This is a genomic window from Lentzea albidocapillata (genome assembly GCF_000719115.1).
GTDB lineage: Bacteria > Actinomycetota > Actinomycetes > Mycobacteriales > Pseudonocardiaceae > Lentzea > Lentzea albidocapillata.
In genome coordinates this window covers 21219-47030 of sequence record NZ_JOEA01000010.1, presented here as the reverse complement: position 1 = coordinate 47030, position 25812 = coordinate 21219, and the positions used below count along the sequence as shown (strand labels likewise).

Here is a 25812-nt window from a genome sequence, read left to right as displayed (position 1 = left end):
GGTGAGGACACGTCTGCTCGCCGTTCTGATGACAGGTTCCATCGTGCTGACCGCCTGCGGTTCCGAGGCGGACAAGCCGATCACCGACACCCAGCGGCAGTGGGTGGACGCGTTCTGCGGCGGCGTCCTCCCGGGCCTGGAAGCGGGCCTTGAGCTGCGCAAACAGGACCCAGCGGACTTCGCCGCGGTCAAGACCGCCTACCTCCGACTGCTGACGTCCAACGCCACCGCGTTCGCCGGTGCGGAGAAGAAGCTGAAGGAACTCGGCGCGCCCGAGGACGACCTCGAGAACGTGCACGAACAGCTGGTCAAGTTCGTCACGGAGTCCGCGAAGTCGTACGGAGACGCGCAGGCACCCGTCCAGGCGCTGGAACCCAATGCCCAGTTCCTGGAGGGCGCGGAGAAGGCGCTGGCCGACACCAACGTCGTGACCAGTCCGGAAGACCTCCGAGCGACCTTCCAGGAGCTGCAGAAACGGCCGAAGTACTCCGATGCGCTGGGCAAGTCGGCCCCCTGCACGGAGATCAGGTCGAAGGGGCAGGAGGTCGGGCAGCAGTAGCGCGGCGGGCTCGTACTGGCCACACTCGAACGTCTGTTCTACCCTGTGGGCCGTGGTTGGGCAGCTGTCCTTCTTCTCGGCCGAGGCGCGCACCCCGGCCAAGGCGGACCTCGCCGGTTTCCTCTGCGGGCCCGGTCAGGCCGTCAGCTTCGCGCGCGGCACGGCCGCCCGCGTGTACACCGAGTTGCGCGACGAGTGGCGGCTGCGTCCCCTCAAGCAGGCCTGCGCCGACCGTGGCGTCACCACTGAGCTGTGCGTCAACGGGGAAGGCACGCACTTCGTCCGCACGCCGTTCCGCACCGACCTCACCCCTCTGGCCGCTCGCTGGCTGGACGGATCTGCCAAGACGGTGCCGCCGGACTTCGAGCTGAACGGAGCAGTGCTGCGCGTCTGGGCGCTGGCCGCGGGCAGCTGGATGGAGTCCGCGTACCTGCTCGGTTTGGACCCCAACGCGCCGCAGACACACGCACCGTTGCAAAATGCGCTGCTCGCATCCGGACTTCCGTGCACCCTGGTAGGGGCTCCGGCGTTGCGGGTAACCGGTCGACGGAGGCTGGCGCGGCTGGCTGAACTGGTCGGAAGCCCTCCGCAGGGAGTGGCGATGAGCACCTGGCCGGCGGCCTGAGCGGGCCGTCCGGCATGGTTGTGTCACTCTGTCTCGTCGTACGGGCGTCGCGGAGACATGACGGATGGTGTGCTTTTCGGCCGACGCTGGGCAACACTGGCGGGCCTGGGAACCGGGTTTGGAAGAGAGCGGGACGGCGAGTGGCTGGATCGACACGGACGAAGAAGAGCAGCGGAGGCGAGGGCAGCATCCGACGACTGGTGATCGTCGAGTCGCCCACGAAGGCGCGCAAGATCGCCTCGTACCTCGGCGCCAACTTCGTCGTGGAGTCCTCCAGGGGACACATCCGGGACCTGCCGCGCGGTGCCGCCGACGTTCCGGCGAAGTACAAGGGCCAGGCCTGGGCCAGGCTCGGCGTGGACGTCGACCACGGCTTCGAGCCCCTCTACGTGGTCTCCGCCGACAAGAAGTCGCTGGTCTCCGAGCTCAAGGAAGCGTTGAAGGACGTCGACGAGCTCTACCTCGCGACAGACGGTGACCGCGAGGGTGAAGCCATCGCGTGGCACCTGCTGGAGACGCTGAAGCCGAAGGTCCCGGTTCGCCGGATGGTGTTCCACGAGATCACCGAGTCCGCGATCCAGGCCGCCGCGGCCAACCCCCGCGACCTCGACCAGGACCTGGTCGACGCGCAGGAGACCAGGCGCATCCTCGACCGCCTCTACGGCTACGAGGTCAGCCCGGTCCTGTGGAAGAAGGTCATGCCGAAGCTCTCGGCAGGCCGCGTGCAGTCCGTGGCGACGCGTCTGGTCGTGGAGCGCGAACGCGAGCGGATGAAGTTCGTCTCCGCGAGCTACTGGGACATCTCCGCGCAGATGGACGCCGGTGCCGACGCCGCGCCGCGTCAGTTCGGCGCGCGTCTCGTGGCCGTCGACGGCACGCGTCTCGCGACGGGCCGCGACTTCGGCTCGGACGGCAAGCTGACGGGCAAGTCCGACGTCACCGTGCTGGACGAGGCGCAGGCCCGCGCCATCGCCGCCGGACTGCAGAACGCGCCGGTCAAGGTCTCCTCGGTCGAGGAGAAGCCGTACACGCGCAAGCCGTACCCGCCGTTCATGACCTCGACGCTGCAGCAGGAGGCGGGCCGCAAGCTGCGGTTCTCCGCCGACCGCACGATGCGCACGGCGCAGAAGCTGTACGAGAACGGCTACATCACCTACATGCGTACCGACAGCACGACGCTGTCGGAGACCGCGATCAACGCCGCTCGTGCGCAGGCCACGGACCTCTACGGCGCCCAGTACGTCTCGCCGCAGCCCCGCCAGTACACGCGCAAGGTCAAGAACGCGCAGGAGGCCCACGAGGCGATCAGGCCGGCCGGAGAGGTCTTCCGCACGCCTGGCCAGGTGGCCGCCGAGCTCGACTCGGACGAGTTCAAGCTCTACGAGATGATCTGGCAGCGCACGATCGCGTCCCAGATGGCCGACGCGCGGGGCAACACGACCAGCATCCGCATCCAGGGCCGTGCGGGCACGGGCCAGGAGGTCACGTTCGCCGCGTCCGGCCGCACGATCACGTTCGCCGGCTTCCTCAAGGCCTACGTCGAGACCGTCGACGCCGAGGCCGGCGGCGAGTCGGACGACGCGGAGTCGCGCCTGCCGCTGCTGGTCAAGGACCAGGACCTGACGATCGCGGAGCTGTCCGCGGACGGTCACTCCACCTCGCCGCCCTCGCGCTACACCGAGCCGTCGCTGATCAAGACGATGGAGGAGCTCGGCATCGGCCGTCCCTCCACCTACTCGTCGATCATCAGCACCGTCCAGGACCGCGGCTACGTGTGGAAGAAGGGCGCGGCGCTGGTCCCGTCCTGGGTGGCGTTCGCCGTGGTCGGGCTGCTGGAGCAGCACTTCGGCCGCCTGGTCGACTACGACTTCACCGCCGCGCTCGAGGACGAGCTGGACGGCATCGCCGCAGGTCGTCAGGGCCGCACGAACTGGCTGTCCGGGTTCTACTTCGGCGGCAGCATCGGTCCCGACGGCTCGATCGGCCGTTCCGGCGGCCTGAAGAAGCTGGTCGGCACGGGTGTCGAGGACATCGACCCGCGTGAGGTCAACTCGATCCCGCTGTTCAGCGACGCCGAGGGCCGCACGGTCGTCGTGCGTGTCGGCCGCTTCGGGCCGTACCTGGAGCGCGAGGTCGACGGGGTCGCACAGCGCGCGAACGTGCAGGACGACCTGGCGCCGGACGAGCTGTCCGCGGAGATCGCCGAGAAGCTCTTCTCGACGCCGCAGGAGGGCCGCTCGCTGGGCACCGACCCGGTCTCGGGCAACGAGATCGTGGCCAAGGAAGGCCGCTTCGGCCCGTACGTGACCGAGGTCCTGCCCGAGCCGGCGGAGAACGGCACGCCGTCGAAGGCGAAGGCCCCGAAGCCGCGCACCGGCTCGCTGTTCAAGTCGATGTCGCTGGACTCGGTCACACTGGACGACGCGCTGAAGCTGCTCTCGCTGCCGCGCGTGGTCGGCAAGGACCCGGAGACGGGCGCCGAGATCACCGCGCAGAACGGCCGCTACGGCCCGTACCTGAAGAAGGGCACGGACTCGCGGTCGCTGGTCGACGAGTCCCAGATCTTCACCGTCACGCTCGAAGAGGCGCTGAAGATCTACGCCGAGCCGAAGAAGCGCGGTCGCGCCGCCGCCGCGCCGCCGTTGCGTGAGATGGGCAACGACCCGGTGTCCGGCAAGCCGATGGTGATCAAGGAGGGCCGCTTCGGCCCGTACGTCACCGACGGTGAGGCGAACGCGTCGCTGCGCAAGACGGACAGCGTCGAGTCGATCACCGACGAGCGCGCGGCCGAGCTGCTGGCCGAGAAGCGCGCCAAGGGCCCGGTCAAGAAGAAGGCTCCGGCCAAGAAGCCGGCGGCGGCGAAGAAGCCCGCGGCCAAGAAGGCTCCGGCCAAGTCCAAGAGCTGATCAGGGGGTGGCGGTGCCGATCAACGAGTTCGGACCCGACGGGACTCAGGCCCCGCCGCCTCCCCGGCTGTACCCCGACCCGCTCGCGGGGCTGGTTACGGCTGACAAGTTCGTCGCTCCCCAATCAATGTCACAGTGGACGTCTCTTTCTTTTAGGTCACGTGTGGCGGTGCCTACACCTGTCGAGCCGACCGAGGAACTGCGGCAGGCCGTCTGGTCGCAGATGCAGCAGGAGCAGCGCCGGCCGCGTGGCCGGGCGCAGCGAGCGCCTCAGCCGGCGCACCAGTACGCGATCCAGCAGTTCGCGTCGACGAACCAAATGTCTGCGCCACAACAACAGCAGCAACAGCAGCTGCCCGCGAAGCAGACGAGCGGCGTGGCCGCGTTCATCGGCTGCCTGGTCGTCATCGGGTTCTTCGTCCTGGTCCTGGTCAGTATTCTCGGAGCGATCTTCAGCTAGCCGTGCTGTGAGTCCGGCATCCTGAATCACCACATCCGGTTACGCTGACCGCACGGGAGTGGCGACTTAGGGGTGACTGAAATTCAGGACGCGGACACACCGGCGACCGAGGCAGGCCAGGCAGGGCAGGCCCAGTCCAGCGTGTCCACGGTTCACCGGCTTCGATCGGTACTTGCCATCAGGCCGTTCCGGCGGCTCTGGCTCGTCACCTACTTGTGCAGCGTTGGTGACTGGCTGTCACTGCTCGCGCTGACCGGTCTGGTCTCCGAGATGATGAAGAGCTACCAGTGGCAGTCGTTCGCGCTGTCGCTGGTCGTGCTGACCCAGCTGCTGCCGGGCATCCTCTTCGCGCCCATCGGCGGCGTGCTCGCGGACAAGTTCGACCGCCGCAAGGTCATGGTCATCTGCGACGTCCTGCGCGGGTCGCTGTTCATCTCGATCGCGCTGATCGGCTCGCCGATCTGGCTCTTCGTGGCGAACTTCCTGGTCGGCTGCTGCGCGATGCTGTGGATCCCGGCCAAGGAGTCGGCCGTCCCGAACCTGCTGCGCCGCCCCGACCAGGTGGAGTCGGCGAACCAGCTCGGCCTGGTGATGACCTACGGCATCTCCACGATCAGCGGCTTCGGCCTGTACTCCCTGATCGCGGGCATCCCCGCGTACCTGAACCTGCAGGGCGGGAACCTCGAGTTCAACATCGCGACGATCGCGGTGGTGATCAACGGACTGCTCTACTTCACCTCGGCGATCCTGGTCGCGACCCGCCTGCCGGAGCTGTCCGGCCGCGTCTCCTCCGCCCCCAAGAAGGAGGAGGAGGGCGACAAGCCCGGCTTCGGCGCGATGTTCCGCGAGGGCCTGAAGTTCGCCGCCGCGACGCCGCTGGTCCGCGGCCTGGTCATCGGCATGATCGGCGCGTTCGCCGCGGCCGGTGTCGTGATCGCGACGGCGAAGCTCTACGCGCAGTCGCTGCTGGGCGGCGCCTCGACGTTCGGCCTGCTGTTCGTGGCCGTGTTCTTCGGGCTCGCGGTGGGCATGGCGACCGCGCCCCGGCTGGCCCAGCGCCTCGCCTACAACCGCCTGTTCGGCGTCACGATCGTCTTCGCCGGCATCTCGCTGGTGCTGGTCGCGCTGGCCCCGCACCTGTGGATCGCGCTGCTGACGGTGGCGCTGGTCGGCGCGTGCGCGGGCGTGGCGTTCCTGACGGGCCTGACGATCGTGGGTTCGCAGGTCGAGGACGCCATGCGCGGCCGCACGGTCGCGCTGATCCAGTCGTTGCTGAAGATCGTGCTGTTCGGTGCCTCGGCCGGTGCGCCGCTGCTGGTCGCGTTGCTGCAGAAGCGGCAGGTCAGCGTGTTCGGCCATCCGATGGAGGTCGACGCGACCCGGCCGGTGATGCTCGGCGGCGCCGCGATCGCGATCGTCCTGGGGCTCGTCGCGTACCGGCAGATGGACGACCGCCGTGAGGAGCCGGTGCTGTCGTCGCTGTTCGCGGCGATCCGCGGCCGCCGGCACGCCAAGGGCATGCTGATCGCGGTCGAGGGCGACACCCAGGAGGACACGTCGGTGCAGGCCCGCCGCCTGGCCGCCGCGTTGCGCGCCGAGGGCCTCGACGTGCTGCTGGCCGCCGACCCCGAACACGACGAACGCCGCCTGCGCACGATGCTGTCGTCCGCCGAACTGGCAGGCGTGCGCGCACAGGCACTGGTCGCCGCCGCAGTCCGTGCCGATGTCGTCGAACGGCAGGTGCGCCCCGCGCTGGACAGCGGCTCCATCGTGGTGATGGAGCGCTACGTCGACTCGCCGCTCGCGCACTTCACCGCGACGAGCACGCTGGAACACCAGGAGCTCGAAGGCCTGGTCGACTGGGCCACCGGCCGGTTGCGCCCGGACCTGACGATCCTGCTCGACCGCCCCGGCGCCGACGCCAAGGGCATCGGCCCGGAACACCACTGGCGCGTGCAGCGGCTGCTGAGCGAGATGGCCGCCGCCGATCCGGACCGCTACGTGGTGGTCGAGGCCGAGGGCGACGCCGACGAGGTGGCCGACCGGGTCCGCTCCTCCGTGCTCCCGCTGCTGGCCGGGCGCAAGCGCGCGGTCCCCCAGGCCGCGGTCTGATCCGTCGCTGGAAGACTGCACCCATGAGCGTGTGGGACGAGGTGGTCGGCCAGCCCGAGGCGGTGGCGATGCTGTCGGCGTCCGCAGAGGCAGCGGCCATGATCGTCGCGGGCGGCACCCCCGCACCCGGCGTGATGACCCACGCCTGGCTCTTCACCGGCCCACCCGGCTCCGGCCGTTCGTCCACCGCCCGCGCCTTCGCCGGCGCGCTGCAGTGCGTCGTGGCGGACGACCGCCCCGGCTGCGGTGAGTGCTCCGGCTGCCGCACGACGTTGCACGGCACGCACGCCGACGTTCGCGTCGTGGCGCCCGAAGGCCTGTCGATCTCCGTCGCCGAGATGCGCTCCCTGGTCCAGATCTCCGCTCGCCGTCCCACGTCGGGCCGGTGGCAGGTCGTGATCATCGAGGACGCCGACCGGCTCACCGAGGGCGCGGCCAACGCGCTGCTGAAGGCCGTCGAGGAGCCGCCGGCGCGGACGGTGTTCCTGCTGTGCGCGCCGTCCGACCACCCCGACGACGTGTCGGTGACCATCCGCTCCCGCTGCCGGCTCGTGTCGCTGGGATCGCCTCGGCCCGCCGCCATCGCCTCGGCCCTGGAGGCCGTCGACGGGGTGTCGCCGGAGATGGCGCAGTGGGCGGCCGCGGTCTGCGGCGGGCACGTCGGACGGGCCCGCCGGCTGGCCTCGGACGAGCAGACGCGGTCCCGGCGCGAGGCCGTGCTGCGGATCCCGCTGGCGCTGCGCAAGCCCGCCGACGTCTTCACCTGCGCCGACGAACTGATCAAGGCCGCAGAAGACGACGCTTCCACCGCCAACGAGTCCCGCAACGAGTCCGAGCGGGAGGCTTTGGAGACCGCGATGGGGGCCGGCGGAACGGGCAAGGGGACCGCCGCCGCCTCCCGCGGCGCCAAGGGCGCGTTGAAGGACCTGGAGAAGCGGCAGAAGTCGCGGGCCACCCGGACCCAGCGCGACTCCCTGGACATGGCCCTGGTCGACCTGGCCGCGTTCTACCGCGACGCGCTGGTGGTTCGGACCGGCTCCGAGGCGGCGTTGATGCACCCGGACCGGGCCCAGGACTCCCGGACCGCCGCGGCCCAGTGGTCGTCGGAGTCGATCCTGCGGCGGCTCGAGGCCGTGCTGGCCTGCCGGGAGGCCATCGAGGTCAACGTGAAGCCCCGCATCGCCATCGAGGCGATGGTGACGACGCTGCACCGGGGATGAAGCGAGGCTGATACCTCGTGCCCTAGGACGACCTGCGCCTGGCCGGCAGCGCCGCGAAGATCACCACTCCGGCGAGCAGCAATGCCGTGCCGGTCCAGAACAGCGGGATCGACTGGTACGCGGCGTTCGTGTAAGCCAGCGGCGGTGCTCCCTTGGGCGGTGCCGCCACTGGCGCGCCGGGCTGCTGCGGCACGGTCGTCTGCGGCGGCTGCGAGGTCCCGCAGATCACGCCGCCCTGCGGCGCCGCGGCCCGCACGATCTGCTCGCCCAGCGAGATCTGCGCGAGCGCCGTCGGCAGGTTCGGCAGCTTCAGCTTGTCCGTCGGCAGCACCTGCACGTCGAGCATCCGCGCGGTGGCCCCGAGTTGGAACCCGCTGAACCCGGTGCCCGTGAAGGCCGCCTTCTTCTCGTTGAGCCCCGCGATCTGCAGCTTGACCACGACCAGGTCCAGCAGCAACGGGATGTCGAGGGCCGGGTGCGCGGCGTCGAGCGTGCCGAGCTCCTTGCCGTTCTGACTGACCTTCAGCACCGGCGCGGTGTAGGTGATCTTCGAGGTCGCCTCGTCCCCGGTGGCCGTCGCCGTGAGCGTCGGCGGGCTGGCGACGTCGATCTTGATGCCACCAGCCAGCTCGATGCTGACCGCGCGCATCGTCGACGTCGACTCGACCGCCTTGTTCTTGCTGCCGGGCAGGTCGACGAGCTTGACGACGGAACTCGCCTCGAACGTGTCCGGAATGCTGATCAGACTGGTCTTCACCGGCAACGGCACCTCGGCCGGCAACGCGCTCAACACCTCGAGACCGGCCAGCGACGTCTTCGCCGTGGCCAGCGGGCTGACGCACGGCCCGACCTTCTCGTCCCACCGCGCGTGCACGCTGCCGTTGAGCACCTTCAGCTTCGCAAGCGGCGTCTCCGGAATCGGCAGCCCGCCGTTCGTCGGCTGCGGGTTGTCCGGAATCGCCGTCTGCACCAACGTCCCCGGCGACTGCGGCGACCGGCCCGCCACCGCGAACCCGAACGGATTCGCCTGCGTCACCACCCGCTCGGTGCTCAGGAACGCCTCGGTGTTCACCTGCGCACTCGCGAGCCCCAGCCCGAACTCGGTCACCGACTGCTTCGGCAACTGCTCACCGAGCCCAGGCAGGATCGTGTTCGTCGGCACCCCCTGCGGCCCGAGCCGCACCACGCTGAGCCCGGTCCCGGCATCACCGACGGCATGCGCAAGGGGCTGCGGCCCGTTCGGCGCCGACGCCGGCGGCTGGTTCGGATCGCGCGGCCCCGGAACCGGAGTGGTCGGAGGCTGCGCGAGCGCGGGAGCCGCGACGAGCGCAAGCAGCAACCCGGCCAGCGGCACGGACAACGAACGGCGCATGAACCTCTCCTCGGCGGTTAGGAGGCGGTGACGTCGGTCACGGTCCGTACAACGATGCCGACCCCTGTGAGTAACGCGGCTGCGGGTCGGTTATAGTTATCGCGTCTCGCCGCCTTAGCTCAGTCGGCCAGAGCAGCTCACTCGTAATGAGCAGGTCATCGGTTCGATTCCGATAGGCGGCTCGGTGAGACGGAAGGGCCAGGTCATTCGCTGACCTGGCCCTTCTGCCTTTCGCTAACCGCACGCCGTGAGCGCGTTCTCCAGCGCCGAACGTTCCGCCGGAGCCACCGACAGCCCATAAGCGGCTTTCACCGTCACGTAGATCCGCCCATACGAACACGCGTACCCGGCATTGGGTGGCATCCACTCGTCGGGCGTCTTGTCGCTCTTCGACCGGTTCACCTTGCTGGAAACCGCCACGAGGTTGCGCAGGTCGTTGGCCGCGGCCAGGCGCTGTTCGGGCGCCCACGCCGAAGCGCCGCTGCGCCACATCTCCGCCAACGGCACCACGTGGTCGATCTGGATCTTCGAGACGCCGGTGACGCGCGAGCCCGTGTAGGGGTCGTCGAGCGTGCCCGCCTGGACGCCGCAGCGGCCCGGCTTGCGCTCGACGCCGGTCAGGTCGCGGGCCAGGACCTGGCTGCGCTGGTCGCAGCCGTCGCCGTCGGTGTCGAACCACGGCTGGCCGAACACGCACGCCTTGCCGTCCGCGCAGTCGCGCACGTACCCGTCCATCCGGCCCGGAGCGGCGACGGGCAGGGCCGCGAGCGACGTGCGCGCGGTGGCGGCGTCGAGGGTGCCGGTCGGTACCCGGTCCACCTGTGGTGCGGAGGACGACAGGGGTATCGCGGAACAGCCGGTCAGCAGGATGATCAGCAACAGCCACCGCATGAGAAGGGCGTACCCGCCGTGAAGGGCGTGATGGCCGCCCAACGGCGTAACCAGGAAGCTGGATCTCATTCAAAAGCAATGGAGTGCTGTGCTGTTACGCCTGCGCAACCCGGCGAGTGACAGACTGCCGCGCATGAGAACCACCGCGGTGGTGGCCGCCCTGCTCCTGCTGGTCGCCTCCTGTTCGGGCGAGCCGGACCTGCCGCCGCGCGAGTTGCCGCCGGCCGGTGGGCAGCTCGACTACCAGCTCGGCGGCGCCTACCAGCCGGACGTGCCGGTCAAGATCGTCGTGCGGGACCGGAGCAAGATCATCGACGGCCGGCGCTACAACATCTGCTACCTCAACGCGTTGCAGACGCAGCCGGGCACGATGGACGGCGGGCTCGACTGGTGGCGCAAGAACCACGCCGACCTGCTGGTGAAGAAGCCGGACGGTGAGGTCGCGATCGACCCGGAGTGGGCCGAGGGCATCCTCGACATCTCCACCGTGGAGAAGCGGAACAGGATCCTCGAGATCCAGAAGAAGTGGATCAAGGACTGCAAGACGGCCTTCTTCAAGGGCGTCGAGCCGGACAACCTCGACTCCTACACGAGGGCCGAGGGGGCGTTCGACCTCAACGCCACCAAGGAGTTCATGAAGGCGTTCGTCAGGTACGCGCACGAACAGGGCCTTGCGGTGGCGCAGAAGAACACCGCCGAACTCGGTGACGCGGGCAAGAAGGAGATCGGCTTCGACTTCGCCATCGCCGAGGACTGCCAGGCTCGCGACGAGTGCAACGCGTACGCCGACGCGTTCGGCAACGACTTCTTCCAGATCGAGTACACCGACGAGGGTTTCCGGAAGTCCTGCTCCGATCGCGGCGGACGGGTCTCGGTGATCCGCCGCGACCGGAACGTGGTGCCGTACGGGCACGCGGACTACGTCTACGAGGTCTGCCCGCCGACGGTCTGATTCAGGAACGCCTGCCACTTCTCGGCCTGCCCGGTCGCGTCACCGAACAGGTGGTGGCCGACGGCGTTGGTGCCGTGGAACCGGTAGATGCCCTCCGGGCCGCGCACGCCCAGGAAGTTGTGCACGTCGTGCTCGACCAGGTAGTCGACGACGCCGGTGACGCCGAACGGTTCGAGGGTGACCTCGTCGCCGACCTGCGCGCCTTCGGGGATGCCGAGCGCGTTGAGCAGCACCGGCCAGTTGTCGGCCCCTTCTGGCTGCGGCGGCCACTGGGCGAACACGTACACGCCGTGCTTGCCCGCGAAGTGCTTCACGTACTCCGCCATCGTGAACAGGTACATGTCCCAGCCCTTCGACTGCTGGTCGACGAACTCGTCGCCCCAGCCGTCGGCGAGGATGCCGCTGTGCACGAACCGGAGCACGGTCGAGCCCTGCTCCCTGCTCTCGATCAGGTACTCCATCGCGTGGAACGTGCCGTCCTCGCCCTTGTCGCTCTCGTAGGCGAGGCGCTTGCCGGGCTCCCACGCGGTGATCGTCGAGGCTTCCTGGAAGAAGCCCAGGTCGAGCGACATGCGACCGCCCAGGCGCCCGTCGACGGTGTGCGGGCCCATGAACCACGAGTCGATGCCCGGCCCGGTCGCGATGGCGTCCCAGACCTGCTCGGGAGTTCCGTCGACCTCGACTTCCTTGCTGATCTCGAACTCGTGCGTCACGACTCTTCCTCCTTGGCGTTCACGCTGGGGTGCAGGGCGACGACGACTCGGTGCGGACGCCCTCCTTCGGCCTGTTCGTCGTGGTACTTGGCGACCAGCTGCGTCATGAACCCGGCGAGCTCCTCGGCGAACGCCGCGCGGTCCGCCGCCGTGGCGAACCTGACCTCGCCGTCCAGCGCGAAGGTCGCGAGTCGTTTCTTCGCCTTGGTCGCGCCCGTGAGCAACGTGCCGACGTCTCGCACCAGCCTGGCGGAGACCGCCAGCAGCCACCGGGCGGAAAGCCGATCGGGTGCCCGCGCCGGGTCCGGCTGCACGGCCGCGAGCGCCGTCGGGGAGATGACGTAGGACGCGGCGGTCGCCTGCATCAGGCGCTCGTTCACGTTGCCCTTGCGCCGTTCCTCGACGAGCTCCACCAGGCCGTGCTGCTCCAGCGTGCGCAGGTGGTAGTTCACTTTCTGCCTGGGCAGCCCGACCTTCGCGGCGAGCATCGTCGCCGATCCGGGCTCCACCAGCTCCGCGAGCAGTCGTGCCCGCACCGGGTCCAGCGACACCTCGGCCGCGGAAGGATCCTCGATCACCGCCACTTCGAACATGGCGCAAGCGTCACACCGAAAACAAAATTAGTCAAGAACTGAGTTGCTGTCGGTGGCTTTGCTCCACCTGGGTGGCGTTCGAGCCGGTACCGTAAGCGATGTCTCGATTGGTCGTTGCTTGTTCGCAACCCTTGAGGAGACGACATGATCATGATGCTGGCCCTGACCCTGCTGGCACTGCCCTTCGCCCTGACCGCGGCCACCGTCGGCAGACGCCGCTGGATCCGCAAGAGGGGCGTCTCGAGAGTGCGCGCGGAGCTCGACGCGTTCCACGCCGAGCTGGCACGTCAGGGGCTCAGTCACTTCTCCGGGCGCTGAAGCACCGCGCTCGACGGAGAAACCCTGGTGACGACGTCGCCGTACCGGTCCAGCAAGGCGGCCGTGACGGTCTCCGGGGTGCCGAGAACGCAGAACTCGGCCAGCACCTCGTCCGTGATCAGCTCGCTCATCTCCGCCCACTGCTGCCGCCGTGACATGCGGTGCAGCTCCTCGTGCAGCGCGCCCCAGCCGTGCAGGTCCAGCACCGGCCGGTACGCGGGCGTCGACCCGTAGAAAGCGATCTGCCGCTTGACGTCCGCGATCTCCTGGTCGTTCGTCGCGGCGAACACCGGGCCGCTGATCTCGAAGCCCTCCAACGTCTTGCCGGCCTTCGCGCGGCCGCGTTCGAGCGCGGGCAGCGTGACCTCGCGCAGGTACCGCTCGGTCGTGAAGTTGTGGCACAGGAAGCCGTCCGCGACCTCGCCCGCCACCTCGGTCATCAGTCCGCCGACGCCCGCGAGGTAGATCGGTGCGGTGCCGTGCGGGTTCGGGCCGGGATCGAAGAACGGCGTCATCAGCGTGTGCTTGTAGAACTCGCCGCGGAACGCCAGCCGCTCGCCGGTCTCCCAGGCGTGCCAGATGGCGCGGATCGCCAGCACGAACTCGCGCATGCGCGCGGCCGGCTTGCTCCACGGCATGGCGAAGCGCTTGGTGATGTGGGCTTCGACCTGCGAACCCAGCCCGAGGTTGAACCGGCCCCCGGAGAGCAACTGGAGGTCATTGGCCGTGGTCGCGACGGTCATCGGGTTGCGCGCGAACGCCACCGCGATCGCCGTGCCGAGCTCGATCCGCTCGGTCGCCGCGGCGGCGCCGGCCAGCGCGAGGAACGGGTCGTGCCTGGTCTCGGCGAGCCAGAACCCGTCGCAACCCCGGTCCTCCGCCCGCTTCGCGATGGCCCCGGCCTCGCCCGGCGTGTAGTCGACGGCAGCGCTGTCCAGCTTCATGCCGCTGAGGTTATTGCCCGCCGGTCAGCGATACCCGCCGCTGTAGCGGGACTCGCAGGCGACGCCGTTGCGGTTCCCGTCGAGTTCGATGCGGTAGCCCGGCTGGCCCCAGTAGAGCGGTGCCGCGCCTGCCCGGCGTGCCTCGTCGCAGCTCGCGTAGAAGACGGGCTTCGGCTTGGGCGGCGCGGGCGGCTTCGTCGTCGTGGTCGGGGCCGGCGGTGGTGGCGGAGGCGGGGGAGTGGAGGTCTCCAGGGCGTCCTTGCCGCCGCACGGCGCTCCCCAGAGGCCCATCGGAACGCGCTGCGCGGCCCCTTCGGCTTCCTTCTGGCCCGGTGTCGGCGCGCCCGCGGTGCGCCCGGCGCCGTTGCCCAGCGCGAGCAACGCGTAGTCGGTGCCGTCCGTGAGGCTGAGCGCGCCGGTCGCGCGGTCGTAGCGCACCTGCTGGTTCAGCAGCATCGCCTTGGCGAAGTCGCCGGCGGCCTCAGCCCAGCACGGTCCCGGCTGTGCGAGGCCGCTGACCTCGGCTTTCGACCCGTCGGAGAGCATCACGGAACGGCCGTCGACGATCGATGCCACGCTGATGCCCAGCTGGGCGGGCGGGATCACCGCGGACGACGACGCCGTCACCGGGGTGTTCTCGGCCGGCTTCTCCACGGCAACGGGCCTCGACTGCACCTGCGCGGCACATCCTGCGGTGAGCAAGACCAGTACGACTCCGCCCACACTTCTCCACCCCGACATAGCCCGGAATACTGCCTGCCCGGAGCGGTGTGGCCAAGGTTACGTATTTGGATCGGATCGGTTCACCGCGATTCCGAACTGAAATACGGAGATGCCCAGTTCAGCGCACGGGCTTGAGCGTCCAGACGACGGTCATCTCGCCGGTGGTCACGCCCTCGGCGTTGGTGATCGTGATCGTGACGGGGAACTCGGGCCGCGTGCCGGACTCGAGTTCGGCCAGCACCTCGTCCGCGGAGCGTCCCAGCACGGCTTCCGCGCGCAACGGGCCCATCGCGATCTTCTTGTAGGCGATCTCCGCGCGGACGGCCAGCGGCGTGGCCTTGCCGAGGTGCGCGGCGAACGCGGCCATCACGACGGCACCGGACGCGGACTCGCCGAGGCCGAACATCATGGCGGCGTGCGGCCCGCCGATGTGGTTGTGCAGCGTCGGGGTGTCCGGCAGCGACGCGACGATGCGGCTGGCGGAGACCTCCTCGAACTCGATGCCCGTGGTCTTCACGTAGGGCACCGCCTGCTTCATGGCATCGGCGATGAACGACACGTCTTGGCTCATGAGAGCGATGCTACCGACGAGTAACCCAAGTTGCTACCCGCCGGTAACCACTACTCGGCGCGTCCGTACCACTCCGCTGTGGAGTGAGACTCGGAACTCACTTGCGAATCGCTGGACCGGGATGGATGCTTGTACCGAGCAACTAGTTGGATGCTACAAGCAACGAGGTGTCAGATGGTCGATCCGGGCAGGTGCTTCGGCACCGGTGTCGATCCCGAGCACGAGCTCGCGGACCGAGTCGGCATGGCGATGGTGCGGCTGAACAAGATGCACGCCCAGGTCAGTCATCAGATGGCCAAGCAGGGCATGGACAAGTCCGCCTTCGTGCTTCTCGCGACACTCTCCGGCCTCGGGGAGTGCCGCTCGAGTGCGCTCGCGGAGGCGGTGCTCTCCGATCCGTCCACGATCAGCCGGCAGGTGGCCGGGCTCGTGAAGGACGGACTCGTGGAGAGGCGTGCTGATCCGGCGGACGGCCGGGCCAGCGTTCTCGCGGTCACCGAAGCGGGCCGTGAGCTGATTCTGAGCCGACGCCGGCAGCGCAACGAGGCGATCGAGCAGGTGTTCGCGGACTGGGTCGACGAGGACTTCAGGGGCTTCGCGGACCTGTTCGAACGCTTCGTCCAGGACTACGAGCGCACGATTCCGGTGCTTTTGACCGCACGCGGGATGGGGACCCGCGCAGGAGGGGAAAACTAGAAATGTCAACGACAACCGATGCGACACCCACGCCAGGGGTTTCCCTGACGCATCGCCAGATCATGACGATCCTGTCCGGGCTGCTGCTGGGCATGTTCCTCGCGGCGCTGGACCAGATGATCGTCGCCAGCGCCATGAAGACCATCGCGGACCAGCTGCACGGACAGACGCTGCAGGCGTGGGCGACCACCGCCTACCTGATCACCGCGACCATCACGACCCCGTTGTACGGCAAGCTGTCGGACATCTACGGGCGCAAGCCGATGTACCTCGCGGCGATCTCGCTGTTCCTGATCGGCTCGCTGCTCGCGGGCATCGCGACGTCGATGTACGAGCTGGCCGCGTTCCGCGCCGTGCAGGGTCTGGGCGCCGGCGGCCTGATGTCGCTCGCGTTCGCGATCATGGCCGACATCATCTCGCCGCGTGAGCGCAGCAAGTACTCCGCCTACTTCATGGCGGTCTTCGGTTCGGCCAGCGTGCTCGGGCCGGTCATCGGCGGCGTGTTCGCCGGTCTTCCCACGTTCCTCGGTGTCACCGGCTGGCGCTGGGTGTTCCTCGTGAACGTCCCGATCGCGCTGCTCGCGCTGTTCGTCGTCGCCCGCGTGCTGAACATCCCGCACCAGCGGGTGAACCACCGCATCGACTTCGGTGGCGCCATCGCGCTGACCGTCGGCCTGGTGCCGCTGCTGATCGTGGCCGAACAGGGCCGCGAGTGGGGCTGGGCATCGGTGACGTCGATCGCCATGTACGTGATCGGCGCGCTCGGCCTGGTGGCGTTCGTGTGGGTCGAGAACCGCATGGGCGACGAGGCGCTGCTGCCGATGCGGATGTTCCGCAACCACACGTTCTCGCTGGGCAACGCGATCAACTTCGTGCTCGGCATCGGCATGTTCGGCGGCATGGTCTCCATCCCGCTGTACCTGCAGATCGTCAAGGGCGTCACGCCCACCACGGCCGGTCTGATGCTGCTGCCGATGACGTTCGGCATCATGTCGGCCACCGCGATCGCGGGCAAGGTCACGTCGAAGACCGGGCGCTACAGGATGTTCCCGATCATCGGCGCCGGGCTGATGACGATCGCGCTGTTCCTGCTCAGCTCCATCGGCACGGACACGCCGAGCTGGCTGGTCATGGTCTACATGTTCGTCATGGGCGCGGGCCTCGGCCAGTGCATGCAGACGCTGCTGCTGGCGATCCAGAACGACGCCGAGCCGCGTGACATGGGCGTGGCGACCGCCTCGGCGACGTTCTTCCGCCAGATCGGTGGCACCGTCGGTACCGCGGTGTTCCTGTCGATCCTGTTCACCACGGTCGGCGACAAGATCGCTTCCGGGCTGCAGTCCGCGTTGCAGACCGACGCGTTCAAGGCCGCCCTGGCGCAGAACCCGGAGTTCGCGAAGATGCTGCAGGGCGGGACCGGTGTGGACATCAACAACACCGAGTTCCTCAACGGCCTCGACCCGGTGCTGGCCAAGCCGTTCCTCGACGGCTTCTCCAGCGCGATCGACACGGTCTTCCTGACCGGCGGCATCGTGATGATCGTGGCGTTCGTCCTCGTGTGGTTCCTGCGCGAGAAGCCGCTCTCGACCCGGTCGGGCCTGGAGCGCGTGGCGGACGCGGAGGCGATCGCGGTTTAGGCCAGGACATGAAAAAGAGGGGGTCGCTTCGAGCGGCCCCCTCTTTTCGTCGTGCTCAGTGCAGCGTTTCGCCGCGCGCCTCGGCGTCCTTCAGACGCTGGTAGGAGCGCTTGACCTCGGCCTCGGCCTCGGTGCGGCCCACCCAGCTCGCGCCCTCGACGCTCTTGCCGGGTTCCAGGTCCTTGTAGACCTCGAAGAAGTGCTGGATCTCCAGGCGGTCGAACTCCGCCAGGTGATGGATGTCCCGCAGGTGCTCGTGACGAGGGTCGTAGGCCGGGACGCACAGAACCTTGTCGTCGCCGCCCTTCTCGTCCGTCATGCGGAACATGCCGATCGCGCGCGCGGCGATCAGGCAGCCGGGGAACGTCGGTTCCTGGACGAGGACGAGGGCGTCCAGCGGGTCGCCGTCCTCACCCAGGGTGTTCTCGATGAACCCGTAGTCGGCGGGGTACTGCGTCGACGTGAACAACGTGCGGTCGAGGCGGATGCGGCCACTCTTGTGGTCCACCTCGTACTTGTTGCGCACGCCCTTGGGGATCTCGATCAGGACGTCGAACTCCACTGGTCCTCGCTCATGTAGCCCATTCGTGACGCCCACTAGTGTGGACCACGACGCCTTGTCAACCCTCATCGGAGCGGCGGTTGGTGGGTGTGAGATTGCCCGTACCGAGCTGACGGAGGCTCTCTTGCCGGACGACCCCCAGTGGCCGACCGAGGACGACGACGCCGAGTCGGTCGCTGCCGCCTCACAGCCAACGGTGCAGGTCAACCGCCCGTCCGTGGATCAGCCGACGATGCGTTTGCCGCTCGCCGCGGTGCTCTCGGCACCGTCCACTCAGGAGCCGCCGCGCTCGTCGCCGATCCGTTCCGCCCCGAACGCCACCGGGCCGGGTCATGCCACCCTGGGTGTGCCAACGGCCGGTTCCGGCGGTTCCGGCAGGCCTTCCGGCGACACCGCCGGTGGGAAGTCTCACGGGACGATTGGTCCAGAAGTCGGCCAACCTCGGGCCGTCCCGATGCGCGTCGAGCCGAAGAAGGACCAGACCCGCGTCGTGCCGAGGCCGGAGCAGAGGACCACGGAGCTCTCCGTGCCGCCCGGCAAGACGGCGCGCGTCGACCAGCTGCCGCACCTGGAACAGTCGTGGTTCGACCAGCAGGTCAAGTCCGACCGGCAGCAGCATCAGCCGCGTCCCGAGCAGACCAAGCGCGTCGACCAGCTCCAGGGCCAGGCACCGCTGCGTCAGGAACCGCCGCGTCAGGAACCGCCGCGTGCCGAGCCGGCCCGTCCGGTACCGCCGCCTCCGCGCCAGGAGCCCCGGGACCTCCCCGTCACCGGCTACGAGGAGGAACCCGAGGACCGCCTCGCCGAGGAGCCCAGGAAGAGCCGCAAGCCGCTGTTCGCGGTCCTGAGCCTGCTCGTCGTCGCGGCACTGGCCGGCGCCACGATCTACGCGGTCAAGGAGTTCGGCGGCACCAAGGCGATCGAGACCAGGCCCCCGGCCGCGCCCGCGAACGTCCAGCCGCTGGTCAAGGCGGTCACCGCGGGCGCACCGGCACCGACCGCCGCCGGCGTGAAGCGGGCGCTGACCGGACCGGCGGGCAACAGCGCGCTGGGCACGCTCACCGGCAGCGTCATCGACCCTGCCAGCGGCACCGCGCTGTGGCAGCAGGGCGACACCACCGCCGCCACCCCGGCGTCGAGCCTCAAGATCCTCACGGCCGCCGCGGCACTGCTGAGCCTCGAGAAGACCGACCAGCTGTCCACCAAGGTCGTCCAGGGCGCGGAGCCCGGCACCGTGGTCATCGTCGGCGGTGGCGATCCGACGATCTCCGGCGCGCCCGGCCGGTCGGTCTACCCCGGCGCCGCGACGCTCGACGACCTGGTCGGCCAGGTCAAGGCCAAGGGCCCGGTCACCAAGGTCCAGTTCGACCTCAGCCGGTACGCGGGCGAGCCGCTCGGGCCGCAGTGGGAGTCGGTGGACATCGTGGGCGGTTCGGTCGCGCCGATCATGCCGTTCATGCTCGACGGCGGCCGGATCGACCAGACCAACGTCAACGGCACGCGCACCGGCAGCCCGGCCCAGGCCGCGGCGGACGCGTTCGCACAGCGCATCGGGGCCCCCGCGGCCACGGCCGGCGCGGCTCCGGCGGGCGCGCAGGTGCTCGGCGAGATCAAGTCGGCGCCGATCGAGCAGCTCGTCGACAACATGATGCAGATCTCGGACAACGTGCTGACCGAGGCGATCGCCCGCGAGATCGCGATCAGGACGGGCAACGAGCCGTCGTTCGCGGGCGGCGTGAAGGCCGTGCGGGACGTGCTCACCAAGAACGGTTTCGACCTCACCGGGGCGAACTTCGTGGACGGCAGCGGGCTGTCCGCGACGAACAAGATCCCGCCCAAGCTGCTCACCGACGTCCTCACCACGGCGGCGAAGCCCACGCTGGACGACGCGCGCACCGCGAAGCTGCGGCCGTTGCTCACGGCGCTGCCGGTCGCGGGCGGCAGCGGCACCCTCGCCGGTCGCTACAACGGCACCGCGGCGCCGGGCAAGGGCTGGGTGCGGGCCAAGACCGGCACGCTCACCGGCGTCAACGCGCTCGCCGGCATGGTCGTCGACGTGGACGGCCGCGTGCTCGTGTTCTCGTTCATGTCCGCGAGCAACCGCAACCCGGAGACCGAGGTGCGGCCCGCGCTGGACGTGCTGGCCGCCGCGTTGCGAGGCTGTGGCTGTTCTTGACGTTCTCCTCGCCCTAAAGGGCTGGGATTCCCTCCACGCCGCGCGTGGATAGTGCGGCGTCTGGGTGGATTCCCGTTTCACGGCGCGGTGCCGGCACGGGTGCTGGTCTTACCTGCGCTCCACGGTCGTTTAGCCTCTCCGCACGTCCTGCGGCGAGGATGTTGATGGCGGCGTTGATGTCCCGGTCGTGGACGCTGCCACACAGGCAGATCCACACCCGGACGTTCAACGGCATCTTGTCGTTGACATGTCCGCAGACCGAGCACATCCGGGTGGACGGGAACCACCGGCCGCTCCGGCCGAAGGTCCGCCCGTATCGGGCCGCCTTGTATTCCAGCATGCCGGTGAAACCGGCCCATCCGGCGTCGTGCACGGACTTCGCGAGCCGGGTCCGGCCGAGACCGGCGACACAGAGGTCCTCGACGTACACCGCTTGGTTGTCGCGGATGATCGCCGTGGACAGCTTGTGCTGCCAGTCCCGCCGGGTGTCAGCCACCCGCGCATGAGCACGGGCTAGCTTCACCACGGCTTTCCTGCGCCTGTTCGAGCCCTTGACCTTGCGACTCAGCGACTTCTGCAATCGCCGTAGCCTGCGCGCCGCCTGGCGCAGGAACCTCGGCGCTACCACCTTCGTGCCGTCCGAGAGCACCGCGAAATGCGTCAGGCCCAAGTCGATACCGACCTCGGACTCCGCCGCCGGCAGTGTCTGATCCTTCTCGGTCGTGACGACGAACGAGGCGAAGTACCGGCCTGCCGCGTCCTTCAGGACGGTCACCGAGGACGGTTCGGCGGGAAAGTCACGCGACCAGTGCACGTCGAGGTCACCGATCTTCGGCAGGCGCAACCGGCCGTTGCCCAGGACCGTGAACCGGGCGTTGCGGGTGAACCGGATGGCCTGCCGGTTGTCCTTGCGGGACCGGAACCGGGGCGGGGCGACCTTGCGGCCTTTGCGTTTGCCGGTGACCGAGGCGAAGAAGTTGCGGTACGCGGTGTTGAGGTCCGCGAGGGCCTGCTGCAACACCACCGCCGACACCTCGCCCAGCCACACCCGTTCCGGCGTGGTCTTGGCGCGGGTGATGACCCGCTTGGACAGCTCGCCGTCCGACAGGTACGGGTCGCCGTTCACGTGGGCTGCCCGGCGGGCGTGCAACGCGTCGTTGAACACCACACGCGCGCACCCGAACGCCCGCGCCAGCGCGTCACGCTGACCAGGCGTCGGGTAGACGCGATAGTTGTATCGAAGCTGCACAAGACCAGCCTATTCGGTTGGTTTCATGACCGACTTCGCGGGAATTCGCACCGGCAGACGCTGTGTTTCAGCGCTGCTCGCGCATTTGGTTGCGTGCCCAGCGCACCAGCCCGCACTTCGGTAGCGGGCCGTGCGCAGGTAGCGTCGGAAGCGTGAACGGCGCGACGGAGGCAGAGCTCGGCCCGGTGGACTGGGAGCTGGCGGTTTCGACCGCCGTGCGGCTCGTCCGGCCGGGCCCCGTGATCGGCAAGGACGAGGCCGACCACGTCGTAGGCAGACTTCGTGAGCTCGCCCCCCAGGCGGAGGTGCACGTCCGCGAGCTGACCGGGCTCGGTCAGGGACTGCCGCTGCTGCCGGGCGAGGTCGTGGACAGGCCAGCGTGGGTCGCGGCCGCCGCGCAGGGCCTGGCCGCGCTGACGGCGCCCGCGATGCCGCGCCAGACAGGTCCGATGGCGGGCATCCTCGCCAGTACGGCCGGTGTGCAGGCGGGCGTCGTGCTGGCGTTCCTGTCCTCGCGGGTGCTGGGCCAGTACGACCCGTTCAGCCCCAATGAGCAGCTCGCCGGACGGTTGTTGCTCGTCGCGCCGAACATCGTTGGCGCGCAACAGGCCCTGGACGTGCCGGACGACGACTTCCGCATGTGGGTGTGCCTGCACGAGTGCACGCACCGGCTGCAGTTCACCGGCGTGCCGTGGCTGCGCAAGTACTTCTCCGACCAGGTCACGGCGCTGCTGTCCTCAATGGATGAAGAGCGCGCGCCGCTGACCGACGTGATCCGCGACTTCCGCACCAAGCTGCGCGCCGGCGACGGCCCGATGGGGCTGATCGAGCTCATCCAGTCGCCGCAGCAGAAAGCTTTGCTGGACCGGCTCATCGCACTGTCCACTTTGCTCGAAGGCCACGCCGACCACGTGATGGACGCGATGGGGCCCACCGTGGTCCCGTCCGTGTCGACCATCCGCACCCGCTTCAGCGCGCGGCGCAAGGGCGGCGGCCTGCTCGACCGGATCCTGCGCACGGTGCTCGGCGTCGAGGCGAAGGTGCGGCAGTACGAGGAGGGCGCGGCGTTCACCGACTACGTGGTGGAACGAGTCGGCATGGACGGCTTCAACGCGATCTGGACGTCCGCCGACACGTTGCCGACCCGCGCCGAGATCGCCGAGCCCATGAGCTGGCTGCGCCGCGTGTCACCGTGAACGGACCGGTCGCCGAGATCAGGACGGCGGTCCGCCGTTTCCTGGACGAGGTGCGGCCGGAGCACGTGACCGTCGCGGTCTCCGGTGGCGCGGACTCGCTCGCCCTGGCCGCCGCCGTGGCACGGCTGGTGCCCAGCGCGTCCGCGGTCGTCGTGGACCACCAGCTGCAGCCGGGATCGGGCGACGTGGCCCTGAAGGCGGCCCGGCAGTGTTCCGAACTCGGTCTCGTAGCGCGCGTGGAGCCGGTCTTCGTCGAAGGTGGCGGCGGGCCCGAGGCCGCGGCCCGCAAAGCCCGCTACGCGGCCCTGAAGCCGTCATCCGGCGTCGTGCTGCTCGGCCACACCCTGGACGACCAGGCGGAGACCGTGCTGCTGGGCCTGGGGCGCGGGTCCGGCCCGCGCTCGATCGCCGGCATGCGCGCGTTCGACGCGCCGTGGGGCCGTCCGCTGCTCGGCGTGTCCCGTGCCGTCACCCGTGCGGCGTGTGCGGAGCAGGGCATCGCGGTGTGGGAGGACCCGCACAACCTCGACCCGTCGTTCACGCGTGTGCGGCTGAGGACGGAGGTCCTGCCGTTGCTGGAGAACGTGCTGCAGGGCGGCGTGGCCTCGTCACTGGCGCGCACGGCGGCACAGTTGCGTGAGGACTGTGACGCACTCGACTCTCTCGCGGAAGCCTTCGCCGGCGACTGCTGTGCCGTCGACGACATCGCAGAGTTGCCTGCGGCTTTGCGACGCAGAGTGGTCAGGGCGTGGCTGATCGACGAAGGCGTGCCCGAACTGTCCGATTCGCATCTGCGCCGCGTTGACGCACTGGTGAGTGAATGGCGCGGTCAGGGCGGTGTCTGGCTACCTGGCGGCTTTGTCGTGCGGCGCGCGCATGGCAGGCTCGTTGTGGAACCACAGTCTTAAGCAGAGGGGACCTGTCCGTGTACGACGGCGACATCGCATCCGTGCTCATCACCGAGCAGGAGATCAGCGACAAGGTCACCGAACTCGCCAAGCAGGTCGCGGCTGATCACCCAGAAGGTGACTCCGACCTCGTGCTGATCACTGTGCTCAAGGGCGCCGTGATGTTCATGGCCGACCTTGCCCGCGCGCTGCCCGTTCCGGTGCAGCTCGAATTCATGGCCGTTTCGTCCTACGGGTCGTCCACGTCGTCGTCCGGCGTGGTGCGCATCCTGAAGGACCTGGACCGCGACATCGCCGACCGCAACGTGGTGATCGTCGAGGACATCATCGACTCGGGACTGACCCTGTCGTGGCTGCTCAAGAACCTGCAGTCGCGCAAGCCCCGGTCGCTGCAGGTGTGCACGTTGCTGCGCAAGCCCGACGCGGTGAAGGTCGAGGTGCCGGTGAAGTACGTCGGCTTCGACATCCCCAACGAGTTCGTCGTCGGGTATGGGCTGGACTATGCGGAGCGGTACCGGGATCTGCCGTACATCGGCACGTTGGATCCGAAGGTCTACTCCAGCTGAGTTTCTGATCGGCCTGCTCGAAACGCACGCGGGGCGCTTTCGTACTGCATGAGAGTACGAAAGCGCCCCGCGTGCGTCACACGAGAATCAGCAGTTCGGACGGCACCGCCGCTGCGACACGGCGTCCAGCAGCACGCCGCGGATGTCCTCCGGGTTCGGCGCCTGGTACGCCTTGCCACCGGTGGCGGCGGAGATCGCGCGGAGCGCGTCCATGTCCACCTCGTCGCCGAGGCCCACCATGATGACCGGGACGGGCTTCGCGGGGTCGGACTCCCGCTTCAGGGTCTCGATCAGCGCGTTGGTGTCGATCGACGAGATGTCGTCGTTGCGGCCGTCGGTCATCAGGACGACCGAGTTGACCTTCGACGGGTCGTAGCCCTTCAGGACGTGGCGGTAGGCGGCCAGGGTCGTGTCGTTCAGGGCCGTGCCGCCGCCTACGAGGCCTGGCAGCTGGGAGGCGCCTGCCTCCAGGCGCTTGCGGCGGGTCACGCCGGCCAGGGGTTCGCCCAGCGGGCCGATCGGGACCAGTTCGATCCAGTCGTTCGGCGGCTTCTTGTCGGTGGAGAACGCCCACAGGCCGATCGCCGTGGTGTCCGGGAGCATGGAGAGAGCGGTCATGGACGCCTGGGTGGCGGCTTCCACGCGGGTCTTGCCGTTGCCGCTCTTCTCGATCATCGAGCCGGAGACGTCGATGACCGTCAGCATGCGCATGTCGAGGCTGATGGCGCCCCACGTGCGCAGCAGTTCGGAGACCTGGTTCGCGTCCGGGGTCTCGATCAGCTTGACGTCGCCCGCCTGCACGCCCTCCACGTCGGTGCTCCACTTCGCGGGGGCGGCGCCGCCCACCGTGCGGAAGCCCGCCTCGCCGAAGCGCTTGGAGGTCTCGCCGGAGCGGAGGGCCTTCTCGAACTCGGCCGCTGCCTCGCCGATGCCGTCCGTCTCGTTCGGGCGGGAGACCCGGACCAGCGGGTAGTCGAACGAGAGCGTGCCCTCCCTGGGCGGGGCGCCCAGGACGGCGTTGTCCTTCGCCGAGCGGTTGTTGGCGACCACGGACTGTTCGGTGGCGGCGAAGAGCGGTGCCTTCTCCGCGTCGGTGGTGACCTTGCCGAACGAGTCGCGGACCGACGGGACGGCGCTGCGGCCCACGCGCAGGAGGGTGCCGACCAGCTCAGGCTTGGGCGTTCCGTCCGGGTTACCCAGCAAAGTACGGATCACGAACAGCGAGGCGAGGCCCTCGGACGTCATCGTCGGGTCGCTCATGGAGATCTGGACCTTCGGGTCCACGACCTTGGCCCACGAGACGGGGGTGATCGGGAAGCCGATCTTGGACATCGCCTGCTCGGAGCCCGCCATCACCAGCGGGCTCGACGCCAGCGAGGGTTTGATGTCGAGCTTCGGGGCCTCCGGGCCGGTCTCGGCGGCCTGGCGCTGGGCTTCGGCCGCCCACATCGAGGAGTCCGGGATCCAGAGGGAGTGGGGGTTGATCTGCGCGGTGGGGAGCTCGTTCGCCACGTCGGCCGCGTTGCGCGACTCGACCTGGACCTGAACGCACCGGCCGCGCACGACCGGCTGTGATCGCTGGTAGTCCTGCGCCGCCGCGTTCACCACATCCAGGGCGGCCGGTGTGACGGCGATCTTCAACGGCAGTGCGCCGGAGCAGTCGGCACCGCTGGTGGCACGCAGTGCCACGACCGTGACGCCCGCCGCCGCGACCACCCCGAGCAGGGCGGCCACGGGGAGGGCCACCCGCCGGAACAATCCGGGGGACGTATGACGTGCTGACATACAGTTACTTACCTTCGGTCACGTGTTCACTCTTTCGAGTGGCGGGGAGAACACTCGGGGGATGAATGAGGATGACAT

The 25812-nt window shown here is 69.1% G+C and carries 24 protein-coding genes and 1 tRNA gene; 15 read left to right on the top strand and 10 right to left on the bottom strand.

Annotated features, from left to right (window positions below; genetic code table 11):
* The first annotated feature begins 1 nt into the window (after position 1).
* From IG04_RS0116545 to IG04_RS0116520, 6 genes are all read left to right on the top strand, one after another.
* Positions 2-559 (top strand): hypothetical protein, encoded by a 558-nt coding sequence (locus IG04_RS0116545; protein ID WP_084402014.1) that lies wholly within the window; start codon positions 2-4, stop codon positions 557-559.
* 52 nt (positions 560-611) lie between these two features.
* Positions 612-1184, top strand: a complete 573-nt coding sequence (locus IG04_RS0116540; protein ID WP_030477549.1) for a hypothetical protein — start codon at positions 612-614, stop codon at positions 1182-1184.
* A 140-nt stretch (positions 1185-1324) separates the two neighbouring features.
* On the top strand, positions 1325-4090 hold the full coding sequence (topA, locus tag IG04_RS0116535; RefSeq protein ID WP_030477548.1) for a type I DNA topoisomerase: 2766 nt from the start codon (positions 1325-1327) through the stop codon (positions 4088-4090).
* 169 nt (positions 4091-4259) lie between these two features.
* Positions 4260-4550: a hypothetical protein gene (locus tag IG04_RS46510; RefSeq protein WP_144065612.1), complete on the top strand. Its 291-nt coding sequence runs from the start codon at positions 4260-4262 to the stop codon at positions 4548-4550.
* 72 nt (positions 4551-4622) lie between these two features.
* Positions 4623-6662: a bifunctional MFS transporter/dTMP kinase gene (locus tag IG04_RS0116525; protein WP_084402013.1), complete on the top strand. Its 2040-nt coding sequence runs from the start codon at positions 4623-4625 to the stop codon at positions 6660-6662.
* Between the two features lie 23 nt (positions 6663-6685).
* On the top strand, positions 6686-7882 hold the full coding sequence (locus IG04_RS0116520; protein WP_030477545.1) for a DNA polymerase III subunit delta': 1197 nt from the start codon (positions 6686-6688) through the stop codon (positions 7880-7882).
* Between the two features lie 22 nt (positions 7883-7904).
* Here IG04_RS0116520 and IG04_RS0116515 read toward each other — a convergent pair whose 3' ends face one another.
* Complete coding sequence (locus tag IG04_RS0116515; protein ID WP_030477544.1) at positions 7905-9254, bottom strand: hypothetical protein; 1350 nt, start codon at positions 9252-9254, stop codon at positions 7905-7907.
* Positions 9255-9362: 108 nt separating this feature from the next.
* Here IG04_RS0116515 and IG04_RS0116510 point away from each other — a divergent pair.
* Positions 9363-9436, top strand: a tRNA-Thr gene (locus IG04_RS0116510).
* A 52-nt stretch (positions 9437-9488) separates the two neighbouring features.
* Here the strand turns inward: IG04_RS0116510 and IG04_RS0116505 are convergent.
* On the bottom strand, positions 9489-10145 hold the full coding sequence (locus IG04_RS0116505; protein ID WP_030477543.1) for an HNH endonuclease family protein: 657 nt from the start codon (positions 10143-10145) through the stop codon (positions 9489-9491).
* A gap of 133 nt (positions 10146-10278) precedes the next feature.
* Between IG04_RS0116505 and IG04_RS0116500 the strand changes: the two genes are divergently transcribed.
* Positions 10279-11097 carry an endo alpha-1,4 polygalactosaminidase gene (locus IG04_RS0116500; protein WP_036014949.1) on the top strand — a complete coding sequence of 273 codons (819 nt, stop codon included), beginning with the start codon at positions 10279-10281 and terminating at the stop codon, positions 11095-11097.
* On the opposite strand, the gene IG04_RS0116495 is transcribed toward IG04_RS0116500, so the two are convergent.
* On the bottom strand, positions 11070-11810 hold the full coding sequence (locus IG04_RS0116495) for an SRPBCC family protein (protein ID WP_030477541.1): 741 nt from the start codon (positions 11808-11810) through the stop codon (positions 11070-11072). The genes IG04_RS0116500 and IG04_RS0116495 overlap by 28 nt on opposite strands.
* A complete protein-coding gene (locus IG04_RS0116490; protein ID WP_030477540.1) occupies positions 11807-12403 on the bottom strand; it encodes an ArsR/SmtB family transcription factor in 597 nt (198 codons plus the stop codon). The genes IG04_RS0116495 and IG04_RS0116490 overlap by 4 nt, the downstream gene beginning before the upstream one ends.
* A 144-nt stretch (positions 12404-12547) precedes the next feature.
* Here IG04_RS0116490 and IG04_RS46505 point away from each other — a divergent pair, with 144 nt between their 5' ends.
* The gene (locus tag IG04_RS46505; RefSeq protein WP_157512937.1) at positions 12548-12721 is read left to right on the top strand and encodes a hypothetical protein; all 174 of its coding nucleotides are present in this window, start codon (positions 12548-12550) and stop codon (positions 12719-12721) included.
* Here the strand turns inward: IG04_RS46505 and IG04_RS0116480 are convergent.
* The 3 genes from IG04_RS0116480 to IG04_RS0116470 all read right to left on the bottom strand — a co-directional run bounded on the left by IG04_RS0116480 (position 12703) and on the right by IG04_RS0116470 (position 14959).
* Entirely contained in the window at positions 12703-13665 is a 963-nt protein-coding gene (locus IG04_RS0116480; protein WP_051770051.1) for a TIGR03617 family F420-dependent LLM class oxidoreductase, read from the bottom strand. The genes IG04_RS46505 and IG04_RS0116480 overlap by 19 nt on opposite strands.
* Before the next feature lie 24 nt (positions 13666-13689).
* On the bottom strand, positions 13690-14388 hold the full coding sequence (locus IG04_RS0116475) for an excalibur calcium-binding domain-containing protein (protein ID WP_211257778.1): 699 nt from the start codon (positions 14386-14388) through the stop codon (positions 13690-13692).
* 118 nt (positions 14389-14506) lie between these two features.
* Positions 14507-14959 (bottom strand): DUF4442 domain-containing protein, encoded by a 453-nt coding sequence (locus IG04_RS0116470; RefSeq protein ID WP_030477537.1) that lies wholly within the window; start codon positions 14957-14959, stop codon positions 14507-14509.
* Positions 14960-15133: 174 nt separating this feature from the next.
* Between IG04_RS0116470 and IG04_RS0116465 the strand changes: the two genes are divergently transcribed.
* Positions 15134-15655: a MarR family winged helix-turn-helix transcriptional regulator gene (locus tag IG04_RS0116465; RefSeq protein ID WP_051770048.1), complete on the top strand. Its 522-nt coding sequence runs from the start codon at positions 15134-15136 to the stop codon at positions 15653-15655.
* A gap of 2 nt (positions 15656-15657) precedes the next feature.
* Positions 15658-17292 carry an MDR family MFS transporter gene (locus tag IG04_RS0116460; RefSeq protein WP_030477535.1) on the top strand — a complete coding sequence of 545 codons (1635 nt, stop codon included), beginning with the start codon at positions 15658-15660 and terminating at the stop codon, positions 17290-17292.
* Positions 17293-17347: 55 nt separating this feature from the next.
* On the opposite strand, the gene IG04_RS0116455 is transcribed toward IG04_RS0116460, so the two are convergent.
* Entirely contained in the window at positions 17348-17854 is a 507-nt protein-coding gene (locus IG04_RS0116455; RefSeq protein ID WP_030477534.1) for an inorganic diphosphatase, read from the bottom strand.
* 124 nt (positions 17855-17978) lie between these two features.
* Here IG04_RS0116455 and dacB point away from each other — a divergent pair, with 124 nt between their 5' ends.
* A complete protein-coding gene (gene dacB, locus IG04_RS0116450) occupies positions 17979-20030 on the top strand; it encodes a D-alanyl-D-alanine carboxypeptidase/D-alanyl-D-alanine endopeptidase (RefSeq protein ID WP_030477533.1) in 2052 nt (683 codons plus the stop codon).
* Positions 20031-20043: 13 nt separating this feature from the next.
* Here the strand turns inward: dacB and IG04_RS0116445 are convergent, their stop codons facing one another.
* Entirely contained in the window at positions 20044-21279 is a 1236-nt protein-coding gene (locus IG04_RS0116445; protein ID WP_030477532.1) for an RNA-guided endonuclease InsQ/TnpB family protein, read from the bottom strand.
* A 152-nt stretch (positions 21280-21431) separates the two neighbouring features.
* Between IG04_RS0116445 and IG04_RS0116440 the strand changes: the two genes are divergently transcribed.
* From IG04_RS0116440 to hpt, 3 genes are read left to right on the top strand one after another with little or no spacing between them, the layout of a single operon-like run.
* Positions 21432-22475: a zinc-dependent metalloprotease gene (locus IG04_RS0116440; RefSeq protein WP_030477531.1), complete on the top strand. Its 1044-nt coding sequence runs from the start codon at positions 21432-21434 to the stop codon at positions 22473-22475.
* Positions 22472-23383 (top strand): tRNA lysidine(34) synthetase TilS, encoded by a 912-nt coding sequence (tilS, locus tag IG04_RS0116435; RefSeq protein WP_030477530.1) that lies wholly within the window; start codon positions 22472-22474, stop codon positions 23381-23383. The genes IG04_RS0116440 and tilS overlap by 4 nt, the downstream gene beginning before the upstream one ends.
* A 17-nt stretch (positions 23384-23400) precedes the next feature.
* On the top strand, positions 23401-23949 hold the full coding sequence (gene hpt, locus IG04_RS0116430; RefSeq protein WP_030477529.1) for a hypoxanthine phosphoribosyltransferase: 549 nt from the start codon (positions 23401-23403) through the stop codon (positions 23947-23949).
* An 87-nt stretch (positions 23950-24036) separates the two neighbouring features.
* Here hpt and IG04_RS0116425 read toward each other — a convergent pair whose 3' ends face one another.
* Positions 24037-25695 carry a substrate-binding domain-containing protein gene (locus tag IG04_RS0116425; RefSeq protein ID WP_245816602.1) on the bottom strand — a complete coding sequence of 553 codons (1659 nt, stop codon included), beginning with the start codon at positions 25693-25695 and terminating at the stop codon, positions 24037-24039.
* Between the last annotated feature and the right edge of the window lie 117 nt (positions 25696-25812).

Excerpts from the sequence above, each read along its gene's own strand:
- IG04_RS0116520 (WP_030477545.1), top strand. The coding sequence starts at position 6,686 with ATGAGCGTGTGGGACGAGGTGGTCGGCCAGCCCGAGGCGGTGGCGATG.
- IG04_RS0116515 (WP_030477544.1), bottom strand. The coding sequence starts at position 9,254 with ATGCGCCGTTCGTTGTCCGTGCCGCTGGCCGGGTTGCTGCTTGCGCTC.
- IG04_RS0116505 (WP_030477543.1), bottom strand. The coding sequence starts at position 10,145 with ATGCGGTGGCTGTTGCTGATCATCCTGCTGACCGGCTGTTCCGCGATA.
- IG04_RS0116500 (WP_036014949.1), top strand. The coding sequence starts at position 10,279 with ATGAGAACCACCGCGGTGGTGGCCGCCCTGCTCCTGCTGGTCGCCTCC.
- IG04_RS0116490 (WP_030477540.1), bottom strand. The coding sequence starts at position 12,403 with ATGTTCGAAGTGGCGGTGATCGAGGATCCTTCCGCGGCCGAGGTGTCG.
- IG04_RS46505 (WP_157512937.1), top strand. The coding sequence starts at position 12,548 with ATGATCATGATGCTGGCCCTGACCCTGCTGGCACTGCCCTTCGCCCTG.
- IG04_RS0116480 (WP_051770051.1), bottom strand. The coding sequence starts at position 13,665 with ATGAAGCTGGACAGCGCTGCCGTCGACTACACGCCGGGCGAGGCCGGG.
- IG04_RS0116470 (WP_030477537.1), bottom strand. The coding sequence starts at position 14,959 with ATGAGCCAAGACGTGTCGTTCATCGCCGATGCCATGAAGCAGGCGGTG.
- IG04_RS0116465 (WP_051770048.1), top strand. The coding sequence starts at position 15,134 with ATGGTCGATCCGGGCAGGTGCTTCGGCACCGGTGTCGATCCCGAGCAC.
- IG04_RS0116460 (WP_030477535.1), top strand. The coding sequence starts at position 15,658 with ATGTCAACGACAACCGATGCGACACCCACGCCAGGGGTTTCCCTGACG.